22 protein-coding genes are annotated in these 24,852 nt (G+C 64.6%); 9 read left to right on the top strand and 13 right to left on the bottom strand.

Going from position 1 to position 24,852, the window contains the following annotated elements; all coding sequences use genetic code 11:
• Positions 1-122 precede the first annotated feature (122 nt).
• Complete coding sequence (locus tag EEB15_RS24055; protein ID WP_141512495.1) at positions 123-1,040, top strand: LysR family transcriptional regulator; 918 nt, start codon at positions 123-125, stop codon at positions 1,038-1,040.
• Here EEB15_RS24055 and lnt read toward each other — a convergent pair.
• The 4 genes from lnt to EEB15_RS24035 form a co-directional block, all read right to left on the bottom strand.
• Positions 1,003-2,538, bottom strand: a complete 1,536-nt coding sequence (lnt, locus tag EEB15_RS24050; protein WP_233259599.1) for an apolipoprotein N-acyltransferase — start codon at positions 2,536-2,538, stop codon at positions 1,003-1,005. The two genes, EEB15_RS24055 and lnt, sit on opposite strands and share 38 nt — an antisense overlap.
• Before the next feature lie 46 nt (positions 2,539-2,584).
• Positions 2,585-3,445 (bottom strand): HlyC/CorC family transporter, encoded by an 861-nt coding sequence (locus EEB15_RS24045; RefSeq protein WP_141512493.1) that lies wholly within the window; start codon positions 3,443-3,445, stop codon positions 2,585-2,587.
• A 76-nt stretch (positions 3,446-3,521) separates the two neighbouring features.
• A complete protein-coding gene (locus tag EEB15_RS24040; RefSeq protein WP_141512492.1) occupies positions 3,522-4,181 on the bottom strand; it encodes a GNAT family N-acetyltransferase in 660 nt (219 codons plus the stop codon).
• Positions 4,182-4,280: 99 nt separating this feature from the next.
• Positions 4,281-4,760, bottom strand: a complete 480-nt coding sequence (locus tag EEB15_RS24035; RefSeq protein ID WP_141512491.1) for an Lrp/AsnC family transcriptional regulator — start codon at positions 4,758-4,760, stop codon at positions 4,281-4,283.
• 112 nt (positions 4,761-4,872) lie between these two features.
• On the opposite strand from EEB15_RS24035, the gene hppD reads away from it, so the two are divergent.
• From hppD to EEB15_RS24015, 4 genes are all read left to right on the top strand, one after another.
• Entirely contained in the window at positions 4,873-6,006 is a 1,134-nt protein-coding gene (hppD, locus tag EEB15_RS24030; protein WP_141512490.1) for a 4-hydroxyphenylpyruvate dioxygenase, read from the top strand.
• Positions 6,006-6,833, top strand: coding sequence for a phenylalanine 4-monooxygenase (gene phhA, locus EEB15_RS24025; RefSeq protein WP_141512489.1), 828 nt, complete (start codon positions 6,006-6,008; stop codon positions 6,831-6,833). Before hppD ends, phhA begins: the two co-directional genes overlap by 1 nt.
• Before the next feature lie 164 nt (positions 6,834-6,997).
• Entirely contained in the window at positions 6,998-7,525 is a 528-nt protein-coding gene (locus EEB15_RS24020; protein WP_141512488.1) for a hypothetical protein, read from the top strand.
• An 8-nt stretch (positions 7,526-7,533) separates the two neighbouring features.
• The gene (locus EEB15_RS24015) at positions 7,534-8,193 is read left to right on the top strand and encodes a trans-aconitate 2-methyltransferase (RefSeq protein WP_158290212.1); all 660 of its coding nucleotides are present in this window, start codon (positions 7,534-7,536) and stop codon (positions 8,191-8,193) included.
• On the opposite strand, the gene EEB15_RS24010 is transcribed toward EEB15_RS24015, so the two are convergent.
• The 9 genes from EEB15_RS24010 to EEB15_RS23970 all read right to left on the bottom strand — a co-directional run bounded on the left by EEB15_RS24010 (position 8,190) and on the right by EEB15_RS23970 (position 19,484).
• A complete protein-coding gene (locus EEB15_RS24010) occupies positions 8,190-11,384 on the bottom strand; it encodes an adenylate/guanylate cyclase domain-containing protein (RefSeq protein ID WP_158290211.1) in 3,195 nt (1,064 codons plus the stop codon). The two genes, EEB15_RS24015 and EEB15_RS24010, sit on opposite strands and share 4 nt — an antisense overlap.
• Before the next feature lie 96 nt (positions 11,385-11,480).
• Complete coding sequence (locus EEB15_RS24005; protein ID WP_141512485.1) at positions 11,481-12,455, bottom strand: tripartite tricarboxylate transporter substrate binding protein; 975 nt, start codon at positions 12,453-12,455, stop codon at positions 11,481-11,483.
• Between the two features lie 24 nt (positions 12,456-12,479).
• Positions 12,480-13,667 (bottom strand): M20 aminoacylase family protein, encoded by a 1,188-nt coding sequence (locus tag EEB15_RS24000; RefSeq protein WP_141512484.1) that lies wholly within the window; start codon positions 13,665-13,667, stop codon positions 12,480-12,482.
• A 62-nt stretch (positions 13,668-13,729) separates the two neighbouring features.
• The gene (locus EEB15_RS23995) at positions 13,730-14,812 is read right to left on the bottom strand and encodes a M4 family metallopeptidase (protein WP_141512483.1); all 1,083 of its coding nucleotides are present in this window, start codon (positions 14,810-14,812) and stop codon (positions 13,730-13,732) included.
• A 150-nt stretch (positions 14,813-14,962) separates the two neighbouring features.
• Entirely contained in the window at positions 14,963-15,622 is a 660-nt protein-coding gene (locus EEB15_RS23990) for a Crp/Fnr family transcriptional regulator (protein WP_141512482.1), read from the bottom strand.
• Positions 15,623-15,690: 68 nt separating this feature from the next.
• On the bottom strand, positions 15,691-16,347 hold the full coding sequence (locus tag EEB15_RS23985; protein WP_141512481.1) for a helix-turn-helix transcriptional regulator: 657 nt from the start codon (positions 16,345-16,347) through the stop codon (positions 15,691-15,693).
• Between the two features lie 88 nt (positions 16,348-16,435).
• Positions 16,436-17,350 carry a triacylglycerol lipase gene (locus tag EEB15_RS23980; RefSeq protein WP_141512480.1) on the bottom strand — a complete coding sequence of 305 codons (915 nt, stop codon included), beginning with the start codon at positions 17,348-17,350 and terminating at the stop codon, positions 16,436-16,438.
• The gene (locus EEB15_RS23975; protein ID WP_141512479.1) at positions 17,350-18,969 is read right to left on the bottom strand and encodes a GMC family oxidoreductase; all 1,620 of its coding nucleotides are present in this window, start codon (positions 18,967-18,969) and stop codon (positions 17,350-17,352) included. The genes EEB15_RS23980 and EEB15_RS23975 overlap by 1 nt, the downstream gene beginning before the upstream one ends.
• A gap of 8 nt (positions 18,970-18,977) precedes the next feature.
• Positions 18,978-19,484 (bottom strand): hypothetical protein, encoded by a 507-nt coding sequence (locus EEB15_RS23970; RefSeq protein ID WP_141512478.1) that lies wholly within the window; start codon positions 19,482-19,484, stop codon positions 18,978-18,980.
• 68 nt (positions 19,485-19,552) lie between these two features.
• Between EEB15_RS23970 and EEB15_RS23965 the strand changes: the two genes are divergently transcribed.
• From EEB15_RS23965 to EEB15_RS23950, 4 genes are read left to right on the top strand one after another with little or no spacing between them, the layout of a single operon-like run.
• Positions 19,553-20,296, top strand: a complete 744-nt coding sequence (locus EEB15_RS23965) for a hypothetical protein (RefSeq protein WP_141512477.1) — start codon at positions 19,553-19,555, stop codon at positions 20,294-20,296.
• A gap of 46 nt (positions 20,297-20,342) precedes the next feature.
• The gene (locus EEB15_RS23960) at positions 20,343-22,028 is read left to right on the top strand and encodes an AMP-binding protein (protein ID WP_141512476.1); all 1,686 of its coding nucleotides are present in this window, start codon (positions 20,343-20,345) and stop codon (positions 22,026-22,028) included.
• A gap of 33 nt (positions 22,029-22,061) precedes the next feature.
• A complete protein-coding gene (locus EEB15_RS23955; RefSeq protein WP_141512475.1) occupies positions 22,062-22,991 on the top strand; it encodes an MBL fold metallo-hydrolase in 930 nt (309 codons plus the stop codon).
• Between the two features lie 18 nt (positions 22,992-23,009).
• Positions 23,010-24,632: a thioredoxin fold domain-containing protein gene (locus EEB15_RS23950; protein WP_141512474.1), complete on the top strand. Its 1,623-nt coding sequence runs from the start codon at positions 23,010-23,012 to the stop codon at positions 24,630-24,632.
• Positions 24,633-24,852: the final 220 nt, after the last annotated feature.

Below are 24,852 nucleotides of genomic sequence, written 5' to 3'. Positions count from 1 at the left end.
TCTGATTTAGTAGTAGGAAAGCCCTCGCGGTCGCGCAAGGTGGCGTATTGTTGGGATCGGTCGCCACCCCCGTCGCGGAAAAATCGGGGGGCAGGTGTGAACAAAAGTCATAGCCCCATTCCATGAACTTTCGCCAGCTCGAGGTCTTCCAGGCCGTCATGCAGACAGGTAACATGAGCGCCGCCGCGCGCCTGATCTGCATCACGCCGTCGGCGGTGAGCAAGACCATCGCCCACACGGAACTGCAGCTCGGCTACAAGCTGTTCACGCGGTCGAAGGGCGCGCTGGCGCCCACGCCGGAGGCCATGGTGCTGTTCACCGAATCGGCTGCCATCCACGGCAAGCTCGACGAACTGCGCAAGATCGCCGTCAACCTGCGGCAGGTGGACCAGGGCCAGGTGCGGCTGGCGGCGATCCCGGCGGTTTCGCACGAATTCCTGCCGCTGGTGCTGGAGCGGCATGCCGCGCGCTACCCTGGCGTGAACATCGAGGTGCGCACCCTGAACCAGGACCAGATGGCGCCGGCGCTGATGACGCGCAGCGTCGATTTCGCGCTGGGCTACTACGAGCATCCGCATCCGCAGCTGGAAAGCCGCATGCTGATGAGCGGCCCGCTTTACGTGGCGGTGACGCGCGAGATCTGGGAGCGCGCGGCGCGCGTGCGCCGCAACAACCCGATGAGCTTCCTGGCCAATACGCCAATGATCCGGCTGGTGGGCGACGACCCGATGCGCCACGCGATCGACCAGCTCACGGCCCAGCTCGGCGTGAGCACGCCGTCAGGCGTGCAGGTGCAGACGTCGCGCCTTGCTGTGGAATTGGTGCGCCTGGGCATGGGCTGGACGGTGATCGACTTCCTGTCGGCCAGCAACCTGGACGCTGCGACCATGGTCGCCGTCGAACTGCAGGACTTGCCGCCGGTCTCGCTCTACGCGTACCACGCGAGCGCGTCGCCACCCGGGCGGCATGCCCTGGGCATGCTCGACATGCTGCCGGCGTTGCTCAATCAGGCGATGGCACGGACGCGTCCTGCGCATTGACGCGCCGGCGCCAGGCAGCAGCCGCGACCGCCAGGGCACCGAGCAGCCACAGCGGCCAGAGGCCCAGCCGCGAAACCCACCAGGCATAAGGCGTGATGGCGCTGCGGCCCTCCACCTCGCCCGTCAGCACGCCGCGCGTGAGGCGAGGCAGCGCATGCGTGACCACGCCCCGGTGATCGATGATGACCGTGGCGCCGGTGTTCGTGGCGCGGATCATCGGGCGCTGGAACTCGAGTGAGCGCATGCGGCTGATCTGCAGGTGCTGGTCGATGGCGATCGAGTCGCCAAACCAGCCGATGTTGCTCACGTTGACGAAGACGGTCGGCGCCGTGGCCGGGTCGGTGAAGCGCGCAGCCAGCTCCTCGCCGAACAAGTCCTCGTAGCAGATGTTGGGCAGCAGCCTCTGGCCGTGCCAATCGAAAGTGGGTTGGCCGATGGGGCCGCGGTTGAAGTCGCCCAGCGGGATGTTCATCATCCGCGTGAACCACTTGAAGAGCGGCGGGATGAATTCGCCGAACGGCACCAGGTGGTGCTTGTCGAAGCGATAGATGCCGGCGCCGGGCTTCAGGCCGATGACCGAGTTGGTGTAGCCCTGTTCGAGACTGCCCAGCGGGATGCCGATCAACGCGGCCTGCTGGCCGTTCGAGAACCGGGTACGCAGCGCATCCAGGTAGCCTTCCGGCAGCTGGTGCGGCAGCAGGGGCAGTGCGGTTTCCGGGGCGACGACCAGTTGCGCCGTGCTGGCCTGAATTTGTCGCCCGTACCAATCGAGCGCGACCGGTATGCCGGTGCCGCCTTCGAACTTCTCGTCCTGCGGGATGTTGCCCTGGAGCAGCGCCACCGAGAGGCGCGGTTGGCCGCCAGCGGTTGGCGCCGGCCGGGCCGCATAGTTGCAGGCCGCGAGGCCTGCGGCTGCGCCGCCGATGGCCAGCCAGTAGCGCCAGGACCGGAGCGTGCCCTCACGCAACAAGAGCGACAGCCCAAAAGCCAACAGCGCCGCGGCGAACCCGATGCCGTGCACGCCGACGTAAGGGGCCAGTGACGACAGCGGCCCCTCCAAATGCGCATAGCCCCCCGAGCCCCAGGGGAAGCCGGTGAACCAGACCACGCGGCCGAGCTCGGCCAACGTCCAGAGGGATGCGAACAGCAAGGCGCCCGCCCAACCGCTCGAAGGCTCGAGCTTCTTGAAGATCGCACAGGCGACGCCGTAGTAAGCGCCCAGGAAAGCGGCGAGCGCAACGACGGCAAGGGCCGCCAGGATCGAGGGCAGGCCCCCGTAGACATGCATGGAAATGAACAGCCACCAGAAGGTTCCCGTGAGCCAGGCCGTCGCGAATGTCCATCCGGCCAGCCCTGCACTCTTCCAGTCGCGTTCGCGCTGCGTCATCCACGCCAGTACGGCCAACGACAACAGTTGCAGCCACCACTGGGCCTGCCCATCCCACGGCGCGGCGATCGACACGGCCTGCAGCAGGCCGGCGACCAACGCTAAGGCCATGGGACGCATCAATCGCAGGCGGCCGCAGGCCGCTTCGGGGGAGATCTCATTCCGCCGGTGACACCTTGAACCAGCGCACCGCACCGCCCTTGGTGTGCAGCACGACAAAGTTCAGGCCGGCCAGCGTGTGGTGTTCGCCGCGCTTGGGCACGTGGCCCATCTCGTGCGCGATCAGCCCGCCGATGGTGTCGAACTCCTGTTCGGCGTCGGTGGGCGCCAACGTCACGCCGAATGCTTCGCTCACGCGGTCGATGGCGGTATCGCCGCTCACGCGGTAAGTGCGATCGGCCAGGCCGAAGATGTCGCCCTCGTTGTCGTCGATGTCGAATTCGTCCTCGATCTCACCGACGATCTGCTCCAGCACGTCCTCGATGGTCACCAGCCCGGCGACGCGCCCGAACTCGTCGATCACGATCGCCAGGTGGTTGCGGTTACCGCGAAACTCTCGCAGCAGGTCATTGAGGCCCTTGCTCTCGGGGATGAACACCGTGGGCCGCAGCAGCGCGCGGATGTTCAGCTCCGGTGCGCGCTGCAGCTTGAGCAGGTCCTTGGCCATCAGGATGCCGATGATGTTTTCGCGGTCGCCGTCGTGGACGGGAAAGCGCGAGTGCGCGGTGTTGATCACCAGCCCCAACAGTTCGTCGTGGGGCGAATCGATGTTCAGCAGGTCCATGCGCGGCGCCGCCACCATCACGTCGCCGGCCGTCAATTCGGCCATGCGGATGACACCTTCCAGCATCACGCGCGATTCGGGGCCGATGATGTCGTTGTCTTCGGCGTCGGCCAGCGTTTCGATCAGCTCGGCCTTGGAGTCCGGTCCGGGGTGGATGAACTCGGCGATCTTCTGCAGGAAAGTGCGCCTGTCTTCCTTTTCAGCGGAAGCGCGCGCAGGGTGCGGGTCGGACACAGCCTTGGGATGCAGGACGTGCGGTAGTGGAGGGATGACAAGGATAGCGGAAACACGGGGCCGGCTGTGATGGCGATCACCCGCCCGCCTTGTGGCGCGCGTCCTGCACGCCCCGCCGCACTTCCTGCACGCCGGCAAGGAAGTCCCAGAAGCTCTTGGCCTGCACCTTCAAGCGGTAGTCGGTCTGGGCCAGCTGCTCTTCCAGCATCTCGCTCATCCGGCTGTCGAGCGTGGCGGGCGGCAGCCGGAGGTAGGCATCCGTCTCGGAACCGGCGCGCTCCAGAGTTGCGCCCGCGTTGCGCGCGATCTTGAGCATTGCCGTGTTTTCGGAGAGCGCGTGAATGAAGAGCAGCTCCACACCTTCGTTGCGCGCATGGATCACGGCGCGGTCGAACAGCTGGGCGCCATAGCCGCGGCCGCGCGCCTTCTTGAGCACCGACACGCCGAACTCCGCGCACTCGAGGTGGTCCGGGTCGCGCGAGAACGCGAGGTGCGCCATCGCGATCAATTCGAGCTTGCGGTTGTAGATGCCGAAGATGTCGTCGCGGTCGAAGTCGAGCCCGTCGACGTAGCGGGCGATCTGTTCGTCGGTGGCCGCGTAGCCGAAGCGCAGGAAGCGGTCGTGCTCTTCCAGCGCCTGCAGGTGGACGGCGATGCGTTCACGGTGCGTCGCGCCGATCGAGCGGATCGGCACTGTCACGGACCGTGGCTTGGTGACTTCTTGGATATCAGTCATGCCCTCAATTTAAGGGTTTTCACTAGGGAGGCAAGCCAAACGGGGATGCGTAGGCGACGGTCAGGTAGTTCTACCTACGCAACAATGAGCCCATTCGAGTTACACCGGCACCGCCGTCGTGGCTTTGACGCGGTCGAGCACGAAGCTGGTCTTGCAATCTTCGACGCTGGGGTGCTTCAGCAAGGTGTCCATGATGAACCGGCTGTAGTGAGCCATGTCCTGCACCACCACGCGCAGCAGGTAGTCCATCTCGCCCGTCAGCGCGGCGCATTCCACCACTTCCGGCCAGGTCTGAACGCTGGCGCGGAACAGGTCCATCGGGTTGCGCTTGTGGGTCTCGGTGTGCTTTTCGAGCCGTACGTTCAGGTACGCCGTGAGCCCCAGGCCCACGGCCTCGGGCTTGACCAAGGCCACATAGCGGTCGATCACGCCGGCCTCTTCGAGGCGTTTTACCCGCCGCAGCACCGCGCTGGGCGACAGGCCCACCTGCTCGCCGATCACGTCATAGGTTTCTCGGCCGTTTTGCTGCAAGCAGCGCAGGATGGATTTGTCGAGCTTGTCGAGTGCGTGGGATTCCATAGGAACGCAATATTAGAGCGTTTTTACACTTCGACAAGCCTCGAATCAGCGGAAACCTGATCAGCATTCGTTCTACAGTGCGTACCAGGAAACGCCCCCATCTGGAGACACCATGAACGCTCGCCTGCCTGAAGAAGCCAACGCACCTGCTACCGCCTGGGACAATCCCATGGGCACCGACGGGTTTGAATTCATCGAATACGCCGCGCCGGACCCCAAGGCGATGGGCGAGCTGTTCGAGCGCATGGGCTTCAAGCCGATCGCGCGGCACCGCCACAAGAACGTCGTGCTGTACCGCCAGGGCGGCATCAACTTCATCATCAACGCCGAGCCCGATTCGTTCGCACAGCGCTTCGCGCGCCTGCACGGGCCCAGCGTGTGCGCCATCGCATTTCGTGTGAAGGACGCCAAGGCCGCCTATGAACGCGCCATCTCGCTCGGCGCCTGGGGCTATGCCGGCCAAGCCGGCCCTGGCGAGCTCAACATCCCGGCCATCAAGGGCATCGGCGACTCGATCATCTATTTCATCGACCGCTGGCGCGGCAAGAACGGCGCGAAAGAAGGCGACATCGGCAACATCGGCTTCTTCGATGTGGACTTCGAGCCCATAGCGCAGGATTCCGGCGCGGAGCTGAACCCGGTGGGCCACGGCCTCACCTACATCGACCACCTCACGCACAACGTGCACCGCGGCCGCATGGAGGAATGGTCGGGCTTCTACGAGCGGCTGTTCAACTTCCGCGAAGTGCGCTACTTCGACATCGAAGGCCAGGCCACCGGCGTGAAGAGCAAGGCCATGACCAGCCCCTGCGGCAAGATTCGCATCCCGATCAATGAAGAGGGCAACGAAAAGTCCGGCCAGATCCAGGAATACCTGGACCGCTATCGCGGCGAAGGCATCCAGCACATCGCGATGGGCTCGACCAACCTGTACGACACGGTGGACGCGCTGCAGATGCAGGGCGTGAAGCTGCTCGAGACGAGCGACACCTATTACGAATTGCTCCCCAAACGAATTCCCGGCCTCAGCGAGAATGTGGCCGAACTGCAGGCACGCAACATCCTGGTCGACGGCACGCCGGGCGAGCTGCTGCTGCAGATCTTCAGCGAGAACCAATTGGGCCCGATCTTCTTCGAATTCATTCAGCGCAAAGGCAACGAAGGCTTTGGCGAAGGCAACTTCAAGGCCTTGTTCGAAACGATGGAGCTGGACCAGATGCGCCGCGGCGTGCTGGAAAAGAAGTAATGGCTGTCGAACCCGTCGTCTATGGCGCGAGCGAGCGCCCTCCGCGCGGTGATTACGCGCGCGCCGGTGCGGATTACACCTGCCCGCAAGACTATTCGCGCTATACCGAAGCCGACCATGACACGTACCGGCGCCTGTACGAGCGGCAAGTGGCGTTGCTGCCGGGCCGGGCTTGCAAGGAGTTCATTGCGGGGCTGCCGTCGCTGGGCCCCAGCCACCACATCCCGCGCTTCGAGCAGGTCAACGAGGGCCTCGTGAAGGCAACAGGCTGGGAGATTGTCGGCGTGCCCGGCCTCATCCCCGAAGTGCCGTTCTTCACCCTGCTCGCCAACCGCAAATTTCCGGTCACGGACTGGATCCGCACACCCGAAGAGTTCGACTACATTGTGGAACCGGACATCTTCCATGACCTGTTCGGTCACGTGCCGCTGTTGTACGACCCGGTGTTCGCCGACCACATGCAGGAATACGGCAAGGGCGGTTTGAAGGCCCATCGCCTGGGCGCCTGCGAGCTGCTGAGCCGCCTGTACTGGTACACGATCGAGTTCGGGTTGATCCGCCAGAAAGACGGGCTGCGCGCTTATGGGGCCGGCATCCTGAGCTCGCCCGGCGAGCTGCAGCATGCCGTCGAAAGCAGTGAGCCCCAGCGCCTGCCGCTGGACGTCGAGCGAGTGATGCGCACGCGCTACAAGATCGACAGCTATCAGCAAACCTATTTCGTCATCGACAGTTTTCAGGAGCTGTTCGACAAGACCGCGCCGGACTTCACGCCGATCTATGAGCGGGTGAAAGGCTTGCCCGAGATCGCGGCCGGCGACGCCGGCTGAACGCGGTTTCCCCAAGATTTTCATGGTTCCTCCTCTGATTGGAGGAGGCGGATTTGTACTTTTTTGAGCTGGCGCCTTTTCAAATGCTCGCGCTTGCGTCTACACTGGATCGAGGCTACTAGACGTTTCCACTGTTACACCACCTGACAAACTGAGAGGAAGATATGGGCGATTTCCTGAAAGAGCACGACATCTACGTTGACAGCTTCGTCAACCAGCTCAATCTGCGCTTTGCCCCGTCTCAGGGCCTTCGCACCCACTTCGGCGGCATGGAAGAATTGGTCGCCCTTCAGAAGGAGTTCAAGATCTTCAAGAAGGGACGTTCGTTCAAAACCAGCATCTCGGTCCTGAACGTGGGCGCGGGCATGGGCAACGACGCCAAGAACCGCCTCTACGAATACTTCGACAACCTGGCCAACCACGACTCGAACGTCGCCGGCCAGAACGGTGACGTCGCGATCGTCAATGCGCTGATCAAGAACTTCGCGGCGGCGAGCCCGCTGCCGGTGTACTTCAAGCACCACGACATGCGCGCCGAAAAGGGCAACACGCGCGTTCTCATCACGCCGAAAGAGCGCGCGGTGTCGTACTTCCCGCACGACTACCTGGTCGTCTCCTTCCCGACCAAGGAAGCGTCGAAGAAATCCAAGCCGGCGGCCAAACCGGCAGCCAAGCCCGCACGCAAGGGATAAGCTTTGCGTTGAACGCACGGGCCATCCCGCCGGGCGCCATCGACGATCTCGATGGCGTCTACCAGCGCACTGCGCTTTATTACTCGCGGAAGATCGCGCAGTTCGGCCCCCAGCCCAGCGGGGTCGACTGGCGCTGCGAGCCCACCCAGCAACTGCGGTTCGTGCAGTTGCTCAAACTGTGCGATTCGGTCGGCGATTTCTCGCTCAACGACGTGGGCTGCGGCTATGGCGCGCTGCTCGGCTACCTGGCCCGGCGCCGAAGGCTGCATCGCGTCGACTATCTCGGCATCGACATCGCGCCTGCCATGATCGAGGCGGCGCGCGGCGCTTGGCCCCGGCACAAGAAGCGCTTCGTGGCCGCGGCGTCCAGCCCCAGGACGGCCGACTACTCGGTGGCCAGTGGCGTATTCAACGTCCGGCTCGACGTGGACCTTGCGGTCTGGGAGCGCTTTGTCGAACGGACACTTCGCCAGATGCGTGAAACGAGCAGCCTTGGGTTCGCGTTCAACCTGATGACACCGGTCCCGCCGACGGTCGACTCGCCCGCGGAGTTGTACCGTCCTGCGCCCGACCAATGGATCGCGTTCTGCGAGCGCGAGCTGGGTGCGAAAGTGCAAACGCTCACAGGCTACGGCCTGCACGAACAGACGCTGCTTGTGCGTTACTAGGCGGTCTTCAGCGCCCCACCCGCCGCCGGCAATTTCCGCCGGGCTCGCTGCAGCGGCGCTGTGTAGGCTGTAGCCCCAGTTTGCTCGATCAGCTTTTCCGCCCGCTCGAAGCACTCCGCGTGGGCACCACCGCCGCGCCCGAAAAGCGCACCCTGGATGATCAGTGCGCGGCACTCCGCGAGCCGGGCACCGCGCAGGCGCGCCAGTTCGACGGCCTGGCCCACCTGCTCGTGTGCGTCCTCGAACTCGCCATTGCGCAGCCGGCATTCGGCGATGGCGGCAAGAATCTCGGATTCGAATTCGATCGCGAGCCGGTTGGCCCTCACCAGCGCGAGGGCCGCCGTCAACGCGGGGAGCGCCACTTCCAGATCGCCGGCGATGGCCGCGGCCACGCCGGTACACAGGAGCGCGACCACCTTGAGGTAGGGAACCTGCCGCTTGGCGGCCAGTTCGGCCATGCGTTCGGCCTGCGCCCGAGCCAAATCGGCGTCGTCGTGGCACCAGGCGAACTCCACATATCCGAGATGGGCGATCGCTTCGACGGTGGGATCGATGGAACCCGCGCCGTCCCTCAGCATCCGCTGCCACGCGGCCGTCGCTTCGTCGAGCTTGCCGCTGCGCGCGAGCGACCGGCCGCGCATGGCCAGTATCCAGTGCTCCACGACGAAACCGACGAATTCCCTGTCGAACGGGTCGATCAGGCTCACGTCCGTCCACGCGGCTTCGTTCGCGGCCATCGCTTCGCCGATGAGGCCCGCGCGGCCATAGGCCTGGGACAAGACGGCGTTGACCATGGCACGCCGCCCCACGTCTTCGGGCGCCACCAGCGCCAGCGCCTGTTGTGCGCGCTGCACGTACTCGTCAGCGGACGCGCCCGTCGCCTGCAGCATCCGGCCTTCGACCATCAACAGCATCTGGGTGAGCTTGGAATCGACCTCGGTGGCCAGCGTCTTGGCTTCGTCGATGAAAGGCTGAACCTCGGCGAGCGTGCGGCCCTCGCGCCAGCCGAGCATGGCGATCTGCCCGCTCGCCATCATCCGCAACTGGTCGACTTCCGGGTCGCGAGGCTGTTGCTTCAAGACCGCGCGCACCCTGTGCCATTGCCGGGTGGCGCTGGCCGTGTCGGTGGAACTCAGCCAGCGCGCGGCACGGGCGATGTGCCGGGCAGCCGGCAGCATCTTGCCGGCCGCTTCGTAGTGATGGCCGATCAATCCCGAATACTCGTCGATCCTGTTCTTGTAGTGCGTTTCCATCGCCTGGCCGACGAGTGCGTGGATCCGGCTGCGGGTGGCCTTCAGCTGCATGCCGTAGGCCACCTCCTGGATCAGCGGGTGGCCGAACGAGAACTGGTTGGCAAGGTCGGGCAGGATCTGCAGGAACTCCAGCCGGCACAGCGTGGCGAGCGACGTGGCGACGTGATCGACCTCGTCTTGCGCGACCTTCTCGAGGATCTCGAGCGGGCCCTCCTTTCCGAGGATCGCGCAGATCTGCAGCAACCCCTTTTGCTCGGATTTCAGCCGGTCGATACGAGCCGCGATGACCGCCTGCACCGTCTCCGGAAGCGAATTGCCGATCGTGTCCAGGCGCGGCTCGGCCTCGCCATCGGGCCAGAACGCGCTGCCCTGCGCGATGGACCGCACCAACTCCTCGGCAAAGAACGGATTGCCCGCGGACCGCTGCGCAACCAGCTCGCAGATGCGGGTGAAGTCGGTGCGCTCGCTGATCAAAGCCCGCACCAGCTGTTCCGTGTCCTGCGCCGAAAGCTCGCGCAGCGCAACCGCCCGGAAGTTGCTCAGGCCTTCCCACCCTGCAGGGGCGCGCGGCCGGTAGTTCAGCAGGACGAATGTCTTCGTGGCCTTGAGTGCGTTGAGCAGGGCCAGGACGAATTCCTCGCTCGCCTCGTCGAGCCAGTGCATATCCTCCAGGACGATCACCGCGTCGACGGTCGCGGACTTCCGGATCAACGCGGCGAAGATGGCCAGCAGCCGCGTGCGGCGCACCCGCGGGTCCGTCCCCGGCCCGCCCGAGGAACTGCCCCGCTCGGAAACGCCGAGGAATTCGTAGAGCAGATTCTGGTCCGCCGCGCTGGGTTTGCCGAGCTCCGCCAACTCGAGATTGATCTGAACCCTGGCCGCATGGGACGGGCAGTTCAGCGGAATCTTGAACAAGTAGGCGCGCAGGATGTCCAGGATGGGCTGCAACGGGGTCGCGTGGCCATACGGCTGGGCCCTCACCTGGAAGACGGGAATCCCCCGGGAGCGGCACGCCTGGGCGAACTCATGGCACAGCCTGCTCTTGCCGCTGCCCGGCGCGCCGGAAACGCCGACGACTTGCGCTTCGCCGTCGCGTGTGAGACGCAGCGCGCGCTCGAGAATCGCCATCTCGGCATCGCGGCCGCAGAACGGCGAAAGGATTTTCCGCTGCAGGGTGTGCGCCGCGACCGCCTGGTCCACGCCCTCGAGAACGTAGATATCGACCGGATCGCGCAGGCCTTTGAGCATGCGCGGCCCCAGCTTCCGCGCGTCGGCCGCCCCACGCATCAGGTCCAGGCATTGCCCCGTGAGGCAGACCCCACCCGGTTCGGCCTGGCCGATCACGCGGCTTGCAACGTGGATCACCAATCCATGCGCACCGCCGCCCCGAGTCACGTCATGGCTGGTGGGATCCGATGCGACAAGTCCGGAGTGCAGCCCCACGCGAATCGCCAGGCCCCACTCGTTGCCCTGGAAAGCCTGCTGCATGGCCAAGGCGGCCTGGCAGGCGAGGAGCGCGTGTTCCTCCAGCGCACGAGGCACGCCGAACAAGGCCATCACGCCGTCGCCCAGCGTTCGCATGACCGTTCCGCCGAATGCCTGCACGGCGTCGCACATCTGTGCGACGGCCGGCTTGAGCTGCTCCATGGCCTCCTCGGGCCCCATGGTCGCGATGTGCTCCGTGGAGCTCACGATGTCGGCAAACAGGACGGTGGCCTGCTTCAGCTCGCCCCATCCGGCGCGCTGGCCGTGCTGGCTGCGCTCGACGGCGTCGCCTTGCGCGCGCGCCGTGCCGCAGCCGCCGCAAAATCGCGCCGAAGGCGATCCGGCCACTCCGCAGGATGCGCAAATGGCCACGAGTTCCGTCCCGCAGGTCTCGCAGAAGCGGTTTCCCTCGGGGTTGGAGGCGGCACAGGATTGGCAACGCACCGTCGACATGGATGGAACTCGCAGCAACAAGGCAGGGCTCAAATTGTTGCATAGGCGTGCCGCCGGCCCGCAACAAGGCACGGGCGCCGGCACACCGGCGTTTGTTTATCGCAACTTCGCGAAAGCCGCGAGCTTGAGGTACTTGTCGGTTTCGTCCTTGAGCAGCTTGGCGAAGTCTTCGCGGCCCGACGCGGGCTCGCCGCCGACGTCCTGGAGTTTCTTGCGAAACGCGGGGTCCTGCAGCAGGGCTTTCAGCGCGTGATCAATCGCCGCGACGACGTCCGCCGACATGTTCCGGGGACCGGCCAAACCGATCCAGCCGATCAGCTCATAGCCGGCCAGCGCCGGGTGTTCGGTCAGTGCGGGCACCTGAGGCATGGCGGGCAGCCGCTGGCGCGCGGAAACGCCCAGGCCGATCAGGCGGCCGCTTTGCACGTGGGGCGCCGCGACCGTGGGCGACATGAACCCGAACTCGACGACGCTTCCCAGCAGGTCCGTGGTGAGCGCCGTCGTGCCCCGGTAGGGAATGTGCGTGATGAACAGGCCCGCCTGCTGCTTCGTCAGTTCGCCTGCGAAATGCATGGTGGACCCCATGCCGGGGCTACCGTAGCTGAACTTGCCGGGATTGCGGCGGGCGAGCTCGACGAACTCCGGCAGCGTCTTCACACCACTCTTGGGGCCGGCCACCAGCACCAGGGGCGCACTGGCCACCAGGCCGATCGGGGTGAAGTCTTTCTGGGCGTCGTATTTCTGTTCAGGGTTGAGCACACCGGTGCCCACCAATTCGTTGCTCGAACCCACCAGCAAGGTGTAGCCGTCCGGTGCACTGGTGGCGACGCGCGCCGCGCCGATCGCGCCCGCGGCGCCGCCCACGTTTTCCACGACCACCTGCGCATCAAGTTTCTGCGACAGCCCGTCGGCCAGAATGCGCCCCACGACATCGACCGAGCCGCCCGGCGGATAGCCGACCACCAGCTTGATCGGCCGGACCGGAAAACGCTCCTGCGCTGCAACTGGAACGGCAATCGCGCCCCCGAAGACAAGTGCCAACAGCAGGGAGACGGCACGAAGTCGCTTCATGTCAGGGAATCCTCTTATTACGCGTTATGAATCAGTGTTGGGTCCCGACGCCAGAAATTTTTCGACCAGCTTGACCCAGTAGGTGGCAGTCACCGGCAGGCAATCGTCGTTGAAATCGTAACCCGGGTTGTGGACCATGCAGCTTCCCTCGCTGTCGCCGTTGCCGACGATGAAGTAGCAGCCTGGGCACTGCTCGAGCATAAAGGAAAAGTCTTCACTTCCCGTCAGCGCTTCCATGTCCTTTATGACCCCGTCGTCGCCAAACCACTCACGGGCGACTTCCTTGGCGAGCGCCGTGCATTCCGCGTCGTTGACCAGCACCGGATAGCGCCACTGGTAGTCGATCTCCGCGCGCGTGCCGAGCGTGCGCGCCTGGTTTTCGATGACCTCGACGATCCTGGTGCGCAGGAACTCCCTCGTCTCCGGCCTGAAGGCCCGGACCGACAGCCGCATTTCAACCGAGTCGGGAATGACGTTCGGAGCCGCGCCGGCGTGGATGGAGCCGACCGTCACCACGGCCATGTCGCGCGGATCCACGTCGCGGGAGACCACCGTCTGCAGGGCGAGAATGACGTGCGCCGAGGCGACGACGGGGTCCAGGCTCAGGTGAGGGGCCGAGCCATGCCCGCCACGGCCGAAGATCTTGACGATGACCGTGTCCGATGAGGCCATGAACGGCCCGGGGCGAAAGCCGAACTTGCCGGCGGGAAAGCCGGACATGTTGTGGAACGCGAAGACGGCGTCGCAAGGAAATTTCGTGAACAGGCCGTCTTCGATCATGCGCCGGGCCCCGCCCAGGCCTTCTTCGGCCGGCTGGAAGATCACGTGCAGCGTGCCGTCGAACTTCCCTTCGGCGGCCAGATGCCGTGCGGCAGTGAGCAAGGTTGCTGTGTGGCCGTCGTGGCCGCAGGCGTGCATCTTTCCTGCGTGCTTGCTGGCATAAGGCAGGCCCGTGCCCTCTTCGATCGGGAGCGCGTCCATGTCGGCGCGGATGCCCAGGCGGCGCGTGCCGGTGCCCAACTTGAGGGTGCCGACCACGCCCGTACCACCGAGGCCGCGGTGAACTTCATAGCCGTAGCGGGTCAGCTCGTCGGCCACGAGTTGACTGGTGGCGAACTCTTCATAACCCAGTTCGGGATGGGCGTGGATCTGGTGACGCAAGGCAATCATCTCGCGGGTGATGGCCTTGATGCCTGGCAATACGGCTTCCATTGTTTTCCCTGTTCGTGTTTTCTTGTTGGGGCCTTGGCCGCCGAAAGGCGCTGCCGGCAGCTTCAAATCACCTTCACGTCCCGCCACGCCGCTTTCACGGCCTTGGTCTCGGACGAATCCACACCGAAACGGGCATCCGCGGCGGCAATCGTTGCGCGCGCCGCCTGCTCGAACGTCGCTTTGGCGCTGAGCTTGGGATAGGCGTCGAACCAGATCGGACCGGCCTTCTCCCAGGAGTGGCCCTTCATCTTGATCGCCGCGCGATAGAAAGCGTGATTCGGAATGCCGGAGGCGTCGTGCACATCGCAGTCTTCCGCATAGGCGTCCATGCTCTTGATCTGGTCGTCGCTGTGCCACGTCAGCTTGCGATTGCCGGGGTCTTTCAGCGAACGGATGGCCCGTCCCAGCACCGGCGCGAGAAGCCGTTCGCCGATCAGCCAGTCCGCCTCCTTGGCCGCCTGGCCGGCATGCCACTGCTTGACCATGCTGCCGACGATGTCCGAGAAAGACTCGTTGAGGGCCCCGCCTTGCCCTTTGAGCGAATACTTCTGCTCCTTGAACTCGCGCTCTTTCAGCGGCAATCGCACCACACCGAGTCCCTTCGGAATCATGTGCTGCGTGACGCCGTGCGACAGCTCGTGCGCGATGATGTCGAGCGACGCGGTGAAGCCGCCTATCGTGTCGTCACCATCGCCGAAGATCATCTGCCGGCCATTCCACATGGCGTTGCGGAAGTTCGCGCCGAAATGGACGGCGGCGTCGATACCCATGCCTCGGCCGTCGACCGAGTTCCGGCCGAAGACCTCGCGATAGAACCGCAGCGCGGTGCCCAGGTTCTCGAACGCCTGGTTGGCGGCTTCGTCTTTCGAGGCCTTTCCGGTCTCGCCGCGCACGAGGCGGCCGGGAAGGTCTTCACCGGAGCCGGCATCGAAGACCTGGCGGCGCGCCTTTTTGGGCTTGGCGGTCTTTGCCATGGAAGCCAGTGCCGCCGGCGGGGCCGCTTCGTAACGCAGAGACCTCAACTTCGCGGACGGCCGCAAGTGGCCATTCGCCGTGTCCCGCTGGTCCTGCGGCGAGTCCGCGGCAAGCCTCGAGAGCATCTTGTGCGGAATCGCAAAGCAGTAGCAGCCGTATGTTCTTGTCATCGGTGTCCCTCAAAAGCCGCCGGGCGGCCGTCTCCGTCTCTACAACGCCAGTCGCGCCGAGGGTCCCAGCATAGGTGACGAATGAGATGGGCGCGCGTGAATATCGCGCGCGATTCCTGTGAGAGATTTGCCAGAACCGGCGCGCGGTTCCTACCAGCGGGCGGGCAGTTTTTTCAGCAGCGTGATGCGCTTCACGCCCAACTCGATGTAGCCGCCCTTTTCAAGATCCTTGAGCAGGCGGCTGACCATCTCACGCGAAGCGCCGACACGGCTGGCGATGTTCTGGTGGGTGATCTGCGTGAGCGTGATCGGCGCGTCCGGCTGGGCCGGCCCTTGCTGGCTTTCAAGCGTGACGATGACCCGGCCGTACACGTCGAGCAGCGCCATGTTGCGGGCCGTCTCCGTCGCGGCTCGGGCGCGGCGAATGACCTGCGCGACCAGCTCCAGCGCGAACTCGGGCTCATCGGCCAGGTGTTCGCGCAGTGCAGTGCGGCTGACGATGGAGCAGACACTGGGTTCCAGTGTCATGACGGATGCGGATCGCGGCCCGCCATCGAGCCACATCTCGGCGAAGTAGTCCCCTGCTTCGACGGTGTTGTAGGTGATCTCGCGGCCGTCGGCGTCGTTGGAATAAACCTTGACGCGCCCTTCGAGCAGGACGAAGAGCGACTCCCCGACCTCGCCTTCATTGATGATGACGCTGTTCTTGCGGTAGCTGCGCATGGCCCCCCGCACAGCCAGCGCGCGCAGCGACGGGCTCAGGTTAGCAAGAAGCTTCTCGTGGCCCCCCGTCGGGCTCGGCATATTCATGGCGTACGTCTCCCAATCCGCGACTACTCTAGCATGAGCCTCCCCCGGCGTCATGACGCGGGGCCGTTTCAATGCATGGGTTCGTGCCAGAACGCGGGTGCCACGGGCGGGAGGACGGCGACGCGGTTGACCAATTCGCGCACCCCACTGGTGCGTGTCTTGGCGCACAGGCTGCGCACGTGGCTGCGCACGGTGGACACGGCCACGTTGAGCTGCCGGGCGATTTGCGGTGCCGAAAACCCCTGGCACAGGATTCGCAGCACGTGCTCCTCCGTTGCCGTGAGCCCGTGGGTGCGGGCGAAGAAGCAGAGCATCAGCGACTCGCAGACCGAGGCGCGCGAAAACAGCAATGCAGCGCGTGGCATGTGATGGGGCGCTTCGGTCTTGAGTGGAAGCACCGCCACGGTGAGGCCGGGGCCTTCTGCGGCCGGCAGTTCGATCATGCAACGCTTGCCCTCGCCCACGCGGACGAGCGCATCCTGCAGGGCCTTCGCGCCTTCCGGGGTGCAGGGCTGCAGAAGGTTGTTGCGTGTGCCCAGCACCCGGCGGCGGGCGAGTTCGTGGCACGCGGCCTGGTTGGCGTGCAGCAGCCGGCCCTCCAGCGTCGCGACCAGCACGCCATGTGCCAGTTCATCCATCAGAAACGCCAGGCCCGAGCCCAGGCCGCTGTCAGCATCCGCCAGCAGCGCACTGCCGGGAATCCCCCCATTCACGAGCATGTCCATCACTTCTCCCAACCTTGTTAGTAGGGGAAGGATAGGAATCACCCGCGCGCGGAAGTTGTGAATATGAACGGGCGTTCATGTGACAAATTCACATTGCGGCGATAAGGGCCAGTGACTCGCGCATGACTTGCGGATGGAACCCGAGCGCCACGTGGGCCACGCCGCGCACCAGCCGGTTGTCGGCACCGTCCAGTGTCGCCGTCGATGCGGGGAAGACGATGTTGTCGCAGTTGGAATACCAGCAGGTGAAGCGGGCATGGCTTTCGGCGCCGCCTTGCTCGTGAAGGCTGCGCAGCCACTCCCCCTGCCGTTGCATCTGCCGCCCATTGGCCAGGTGGCTGAAGCGGGCGAGCCAGGTGCCGTGATGCGGAGAACCGATGGTGATGACGCGGTGGACGCCTTGATCGGCCTTCATCGCGCACAACCACGCTCGCGCCGCAAGGCCGCCCATGCTGTGGCACACCAGCACCGGGGGCATGCCCGTGGCGCGAGTCACGCGATCGACAGCCGCTTCGACGATCGGCACATAGGCATCGATGGATCCGAAGATGGGCTCCAGATTGACCGCGGCGAAGCAATGGCCGCGGACTCGCAGCTCATTCATCCACGGATTCCAGAAGCCTCTGTTGCAGACGAAACCATGGATGAAAACCACACCGCGCTTCGCGGGCGCCGAGGCAGAAGGTTCGAGATGATCGGGAATCTCCCGCCAGCGGAAAGGCTGGCGCCAGCAGAACACACGTGGTGCGGCGAGCGTTTCGCTGACCCAGGCGCGCAGGAGTTCGCCGATGGTGGGGCGCGGGGCCGGGTCGCCGCCGCCGAAGAAACGCAAGGCGATGAACTCGGCGGCCAGCACAAGCGAGTAAAAGAACGCGATCAGTGCAAAGCCGGCGAGGGCCAGCCACGGCGTGCCGCGCCAGTACCAGGCCCACGCCAGCGCGACTGCCAGGAGGGACAGTGTGGTGGCCTGCTGCAGCCGGGCCAGCGCCGATCGCGATTGCATCAGGCGAGTATCACATCCCCGGCGCCGAGCCGTTGCGCCAAACCCTGCGCCAGGCGATTGGTGATGCCGTAGATCGACAATTGCGGATTGGCTCCGATGCTGGTCGGAAAGATCGAGCCGTCGTGCACCGAAAGATTGTCGATTTGCCAGTGCACGCCGTCGGGCCGGGTCACGCCCTGCTTCTCGCTGCCCGCCGCGCCACAGCCACCCATCACGTGCGCGCTGACGACCTTGGTCAGCAGCGGCTTCATCGGCAAGGCATTGATCGCGTCTTTCGCCTTCGCCCACGATTCGTAAGGCTGGGCGAGCTCGTGCACGGGCAGCACCCGGCGCGCGCCGGCGGCGAACTGGATTTCCGCCATCGCCAACATCGCGCGCCGCGCGCCGTCCATGACGAAGGCGCTGAGCGGGTAGTCGAGGCCCGGTGAGCCGTCGCTGCGCAGCTTGACCTGGCCACCGGGCGCTTCCGGATGGAAGCCGTCGCGCATCAGCGCCAGGAGCACATGGGTGTTGGGGAAGTTCCGGAACAGGTCCGCCTGCTGCTTGCCAAAGCCCACCACACTTGAAGCGAAGATCACCGGGTGCAAAGGCGGCGCCTCGAGCTTGAAGCCGATCGGCCCGTCGATGGCCTGCGTCTCCAGGAAATGATCCGTATAGATCGTCTGCGGCGCGCCTTGCCAGCCTTCGACTTTCTGCTCCATCACGCCGGCCGACATCACCACCGGATGCAGGAAGGTGCGGGCGCCCAGGCGCCCATATGGATCGGGTGCCTGCGATCGCAGCAGCACCGCCGGCGAGTTGATCGCGCCGGCCGCGAGTACATAGTGGCGGGCGACGATGGCGGTGGCGCCGGGGCCGGTGGAGGCCGGGGCGCCGTTGGCCTTGACCGGTCCGCACAACAGCGCCTGGACCTTGCCGTGGGCCAGTTCGAAGCGCTCGGCGCGCGTCTCCACGAGCAGCGTGGCACCGCGCTCCAGTGCAGCGGGAATCGTGGTGACCAGCATCGACTGCTTGGCGTTGGTCGGGCAGCCCAGGCCGCAGGAGCCGAGGTTCCAGCAGCCCTTGACGTTGCGCGCGATCGCGGCGGAGGGGATGCCCAGCTTGGCGGCACCGCGGCGCAGCAGGTCGTTGTTCTCGTTGGGGGGCGTGAGCCAGGGGCCGATGTTCAGACGTCTTTCGGCTTGTGCGAAGAACGGGGCCAGCGTGTCGTTGTCGAACGTGGCCAGGCCGAACTGCGAGCGCCAGTAGTCGAGTGTCGGCTGCGGCGTGCGGAACGAACTCGTCCAATTGACGGTGGTCGACCCGCCGACGCAACGGCCCTGCAGGATGTTGATGGCCTTGTCTTCGGTCTTGCGAGCGGCGCTCTCCTGATAGAGCGACGGGTATGCGGCGGATTCCTGCTGGTTGAAATCGGAACTGCTCTTGAGCGGCCCCTCTTCAACGATGACGACGTTCAGTCCGGCCTTGGTGAGGAGATCGGCTGTGATGCCCGCGCCCGCGCCGGAGCCGATGATGGCGACATCGCAGGTGATGCGTGGCGGCACTTCGCGGTGCGGTCCACCCAGCACTTTCCAACCGCGCTTCAAACCATCCCGGATGGGGTCTTGCAAACTGCTCATCGCCGCCTTCAGATTCGGATCGGTCCCGGGTAGCCCAAGAGGCCCCAGGTCTGCGCATCGGAAAAATACGCGCTGCCGACAATGTCGTGCAACGCCTGGTATGCCTGCTGCCGCAGCGTGATGCCGGAGACGCGCATGGCTTGCAATGCGTCCTGGATCTCCGGCACGGACGCCGCAGCCCACGGCTCGGCCAGGCCGGCCAGGGTGCGGCGGCCGCCACTGGTGGCCAACAACGCCAGCAGTTGCGACAGTTCAGACTGGGCGTGGGGGGCCAGCGCCGCGATCAAGCCATCGATGCGCTCCAGCAGGTCGTTCAGTGCGCGCCGCAATGGCTCGCCATTCGCAGGCAGGCTTCCGTCAAGCAACCCACGCGCCGCGCCCGCGAAAACATCGCGGCCACCGGGCGACAACTTCGCTTCGCGCAGGCCCGGCTGCAGCATTGCCAACGCACCACCGCCCAAGACGAGTGCAGCACTCGAGGCGGCCCCCAGCGCCAATAAGCTCCTTCTTTTCATCGTGGGACTATCGCACGCGATTCGAAGCCGCCGGTAGAGCGCCGCGCCTAGATAGACTCGGGGTTTGCATGGAAGCCGCCCAAAAAATCCGTCACGCCGTCGCGCAGGTGTCCCTGCTGAGACAGGCTGTGCTCGCCGACCCCGCGCTCGCCACCGCCCTGCAGCAGGTAAAGCGCGTCCAATCACGCCGTTTCGCCGGCACGTATGCAGACCTGCTGTCTGCGGGACCCTACGCCGCGGCTTCCGGGTTCTTCCTCACCGAGCTGTATTCGGACAAGGACTACGCGGACCGCGACGCGCAGTTCGCGCGCATTGCGGGCGCCATCGAGCGCTTCTTCCCGCAGCAGGTGGCCGGAACGGCGGTGGCGCTGGCAGAACTGCACGCGGTCACTGAAGATCTCGATCAGGCCATGGCCGTCGACTGGCGGGCGCAGGCACGCAGCGAGATGAGCGATGCGGTGCGCTACACGATGGCGTGGCGTGGCGTCGGCCGTAGAAGTGAGCGGGAAAGCCAGCTGAAGGTGGTGCTAGGCATCGGCGAACAGATGGCCCGCTTGACGCGAACGCCGGGCTTGCGGGTGATGCTCAAGATGATGCGGGGGCCGGCGGTCGCGGCGGGCCTGGCCTCGCTGCAGCGTTTCCTGGAGACCGGATTCGACACCTTTGCCGCGATGGCCCGCAAGCCCGGGGGCGCCGAAGAATTCCTGGGCATCATCCAGGAACGCGAGTCGGCACTGCTTGCCATGCTGTTCGACGCGCCCCTTGTCGCCTGCGAGACCGAACTGGCGCGGACCTTAGGACAAGCCCCCTAACTCCGGCGCCCGCCGCCTTCGACAATGCGTGCCGAAGGAGATTCGAATGGACAAGCACTGGCTCAAGAGCTACCCCGAAGGCGTTCCCCACGACATCCAGCCCGAGCAATACCGCTCGTTGACGCAGATGCTGGAGGAGTCGTTCAAGAAGAACGCGGCACGCCCGTTCTCCGTTTGCATGGAACGCTGGATGACGTACGGCCAACTCGACGAGCTTTCGGCCGCACTGGGCGCGTGGCTGCAGGGCCAGGGGCTGGAGCCCGGCGCGCGCGTCGCCATCATGTTGCCCAACATCCCGCAGTTCGCCGTGACGATGGCAGCCGTGCTTCGCGCGGGCTATACCTGCGTGAATGTCAATCCGCTCTATACGGCGCGTGAGCTCGAGCACCAGCTGAAGGATTCGGGCGCCACGGCCATCGTCATCCTCGAGAACTTCGCCAAGACCCTTGAAGAAGTGATCGACAAGACGCCGATAAAGCACGTCGTGATGGCGTCGATGGGCGACCTCCTCGGGTTCTGGTACGGCATGTGGATCACCTTCGCGGTGCGACACCTCGCCAAGATGGTCCCGGCCTACAAGTTGCCGCTTTCCGCCGGACGCAAGGTCACGTCGTTCAACCGCGCCATCGCCGAGGGCACGTCGCGCACTTTGGCATCGACGCCGCAATCGCTCGATTCGGTCGCTTTCCTTCAGTACACCGGCGGCACCACCGGCCTGTCCAAGGGCGCGGTGCTGACCCATCGCAACATCGTCGCGGCCATCCTGCAGGCCGAGGCCTGGTTCTCTCCCGCGCTCAAGCGGATTGGCGACGTCAGCAAGACCAACAGCATCGCAGCACTGCCGCTGTACCACATCTTCGCGCTGACCCTGAGCTTGCTGGCGATCCGCTGGGGCTCGCACCTGACGTTGGTGCCGAACCCGCGCGATTTCGGCAAGTTCATCGACGTGCTGAAGAAGCGCCCGTTCCATATGCTGCCCGCGGTGAACACACTGTTCAACGCGCTGCTGCAGCATCCGCAATTCAAGACCGTCGACTTCTCGCAGCTGTGCGTATCACAGGCCGGCGGCATGGCCGCGTCGGAGGGCACGGCCCGCCAATGGCAAAAGGCGACGGGTTGCCCGATGGTCGAAGGCTGGGGCATGAGCGAAACCTGTGCAATCGGCACCAACAACCCGGTGATGACCCGAGAGTTCTCCGGCACCATCGGCTTGCCGCTTCCGAGCATCGAGATCGCGATCAAGGACGATGACGGCAATTCGCTCCCCATCGGGCAGCCCGGCGAGATCTGCATCAAGGGGCCGAACGTCATGCAGGGCTACTACAACCAGCCCGCGGAAAACGAGAAAGCGTTCACGCCTGACGGCTTCATGCGTACCGGCGACGTCGGCATCATGGACGAGCGCGGCTACAGCAAGATCGTCGATCGCAAGAAGGACATGATCCTGGTGAGCGGCTTCAACGTGTTCCCGAACGAGTTGGAGAACGTCATCTCGTTGTGCCCCGGCGTGGTGGAGTGCGCAGCCATTGGCATCCCCGACGAGAAGCAAGGTGAAGCCATCAAGGTGTTCGTCGTCAAGAACGACCCGTCGCTGTCGGAGGATGACCTGGCCAAGTATTGCCGGCAGAACCTCACCGGCTACAAGGTGCCCAAGTACATCGAGTTCCGCGACGACTTGCCCAAGACGAACGTCGGCAAGATCCTGCGTCGTGAGCTTCGCGTCGCACGCTGAGCACCATCGGCGCCTTTCGGTTAGTCTTTTGCCATGAATGTGCAAGGGCTTCCGGAAGGCATCAGGGTGTTTGAGCGGGGCTGGCTCTCAAGCAACAACGTGCTGTTCATCGGCGATGAACACACGGCGTTGGTCGATACCGGCTATGCCACGCACGTGGAGCAGACGCAGGCGCTGGTTCGCCACGCGCTGGGCGGCAGGCCGCTGGATCTGGTGGCGAACACGCATTTGCACAGCGATCACTGCGGCGGCAACGCGGCGATGCAAAGGGAATATCCCGCGTCGCGGACGATGATCCCACCGGGCCAAGCTTCAGCTGTGAAAGCGTGGGACACCGTCGCGCTGACTTACGCGCCGACGGGCCAGACCTGCGAGCGCTTCCGCTTCGATGCGTTGCTGGAGCCGGGCAGTGTCATTGGGCTGGGTCAGCAGGAGTGGCAAATTCATGCCGCGCCGGGCCACGATCCTCACTCTGTCATCTTTTTCGAGGCAGCGTCCCGGACGCTGATCTCCGCCGACGCACTGTGGGAAAACGGATTTGGCGTCGTGTTCCCGGAACTTGAAGGCGTCAGCGCTTTTGGCGAAGTGGCGGCCACGCTGGACGTCATTGAACGCCTGCGGCCTACGTGTGTCATCCCAGGGCATGGCGGGGTATTCGGCGGTGCAGAGCAGGTCACGGCAGCGCTGGCGCGTGCGCGAACCCGCTTGGAAAGTTTTGAGTTGGACCCGGCGCGTCATGCCCGGCATGCGGCCAAGGTCTTGCTCAAGTTCAAGCTGCTCGAACTGCAACGGGTCTCATGGGATGAGCTGGAGCGATGGGCCCTTGAGACAGCGTACTTCAGGTTGCTCATTGCGCGATACTGTGAGGAGGGGCGTGAGCGCCGCTGGCTGCAGTCATTGGCCCAGGATCTTGTCAGGGCCGGCGCGGCGGAGATCGCGGACGGCCTGATCTCGAATGCATGAAGTTGAAGGAGCCCGAGCATGGCGATGAAGTTTGAACATGAGGCGGCCACACCGAGATATTCGCGCCCGCGCACTTATCCAGCAAGCTTTGCTCGCGGCGCGGTAGCGTTGGGCGTTGCGCTCCTGTTGTCGTTGCCGCTGGAATCTGCGTTGGCAGCTCCCAGTGCGAGCTCGCGGATTGGCTGGCAGATGGCGTCGTCGGATGCCGAAGTCGACAAGGCTTTCGCACTGGCGAAGCAGTCGGGCAAACCGGTCTTTCTCTATTGGGGGGCCGTGTGGTGCCCGCCTTGCAATCAGGTCCAGGCCACTTTGTTCTCACGCCCGGATTTCGCCGAGCGCTCGCGTGCATTCATCCCTGTTTATGTCGATGGCGACAAGCCGGGGGCGCAGAAAGTCGCGTCACGATTCAAGGTCGTGGGTTATCCGACGATGATCATCTTCAAGCCGGATGGCACTGAAATCACGCGTCTGCCAGGCGAAGTGGATCCTGAGCGATACCTTCTGACGCTCACGGCCGGACTGAATGCGCAGGTTCCGGTGAAGGAATTGATACGCCGAGGTCTGGCAAAACAGGCTCTTACGCCCGAACAGTGGAGATTGCTGGCTTTTTATTCCTGGGACACGGATGAACAGCAAGTACTTTCAAACACCGAACTTCCGCAACGGCTCGCTGAACTTGCTGCTGCCACGCCCGCGGATCTGCCGCAAGTAAAGGATCGCCTCGCTTTCAAGGCACTGGCGGCCCGGGCGCGCGAAAAGGGCGCAGGCGACGCGAACGTTATCGAAGGGGGCAAGCAATTGGTCGACCGCGTCCTGGCCAGCCCGGATGCATCGCTTCAACTGGTGGACATCCTCGTCGGTCAGGCGGAGTCCATCGTCAAATATCTCGCGGCCGCCGGCGAACCGCGCCGTGCGTTGGCAACGCGCTGGGAAGCTGCGCTGGCCAAGTTGGCGGAATCATCTGCGCAGTCGAAATCGGACCAGGTGGACTTGCTGGATGCGCGGGTTTCCTTGTGGAAATTGATTGACGAGTCTGAGACGTTGTCTGCGCCGCGTCGCGCCATCGTATTGCGGGACACCGCGCGTCTGGTCGCTGCGACGACCGACAAATACGAGCGCCAGGCGGTTGTGCCGAATGCGGCGCACGTGCTGGCACAAGTGGGGCTGTTGTCGGAGTCCGATGAATTGCTGAAATTCGAGCTGCCGCGTGCCGTCGCTCCTTACTATCACATGCTCGGGCTTGCCGGTAATGCGAAAAAGCGGAACGATCCGAAGGCCGCACTTGATTGGTACGAGCAGGCGTGGCGCAAATCTGAAGGTCCAGCCACGCGCATCCAGTGGGGGACGGGGTTTGTCGGCCAACTCGTGGAACTTGCACCCGGAGATATTGCGCGTGTAGAGAATGCGGCCGGTGCCGTGATTGCGCAACTCGATCCGAAGAACGAGACGTTCTATGAACGCAACCAGCGTGCGTTGCGACGGATGGCGGACCGGCTGGTCAAGTGGCAAGGAGCCGATCCTTCGCGAAAGGCTTCCGTCGAAAAAGTGCGGCAGAAGCTGGCGAAGACTTGCGCGCGGCTGCCGGCGGGTGACACGGGCCGCAGCAACTGCGACAGCGTGTTCACGCCCGCGAGTTCCTGACCTCGGTTATAGATCCCACTCCCCCAGCAAGAAAGCCCCGTCAATGATGACGGGGCTTTTTTTGGTTTTGGAGCGCGAGTGCACGAAGCGGATGCGCAAAGCAAAACGCCCAGCATTTCTGCTGGGCGTATGCCGGTTTTAATAGCCTGACGATGTCCTACTTTCACACGGGAACCCGCACTATCATCGGCGCTGAGTCGTTTCACTGTCCTGTTCGGGA

The sequence above is a fragment of the Ramlibacter sp. WS9 genome (genome assembly GCF_003797765.1).
In the GTDB taxonomy this organism is placed as follows: Bacteria; Pseudomonadota; Gammaproteobacteria; order Burkholderiales; family Burkholderiaceae_C; genus Ramlibacter.
Note: the sequence above shows the minus strand (reverse complement) of the source record. Positions and strands in the feature narration are given on the sequence as shown.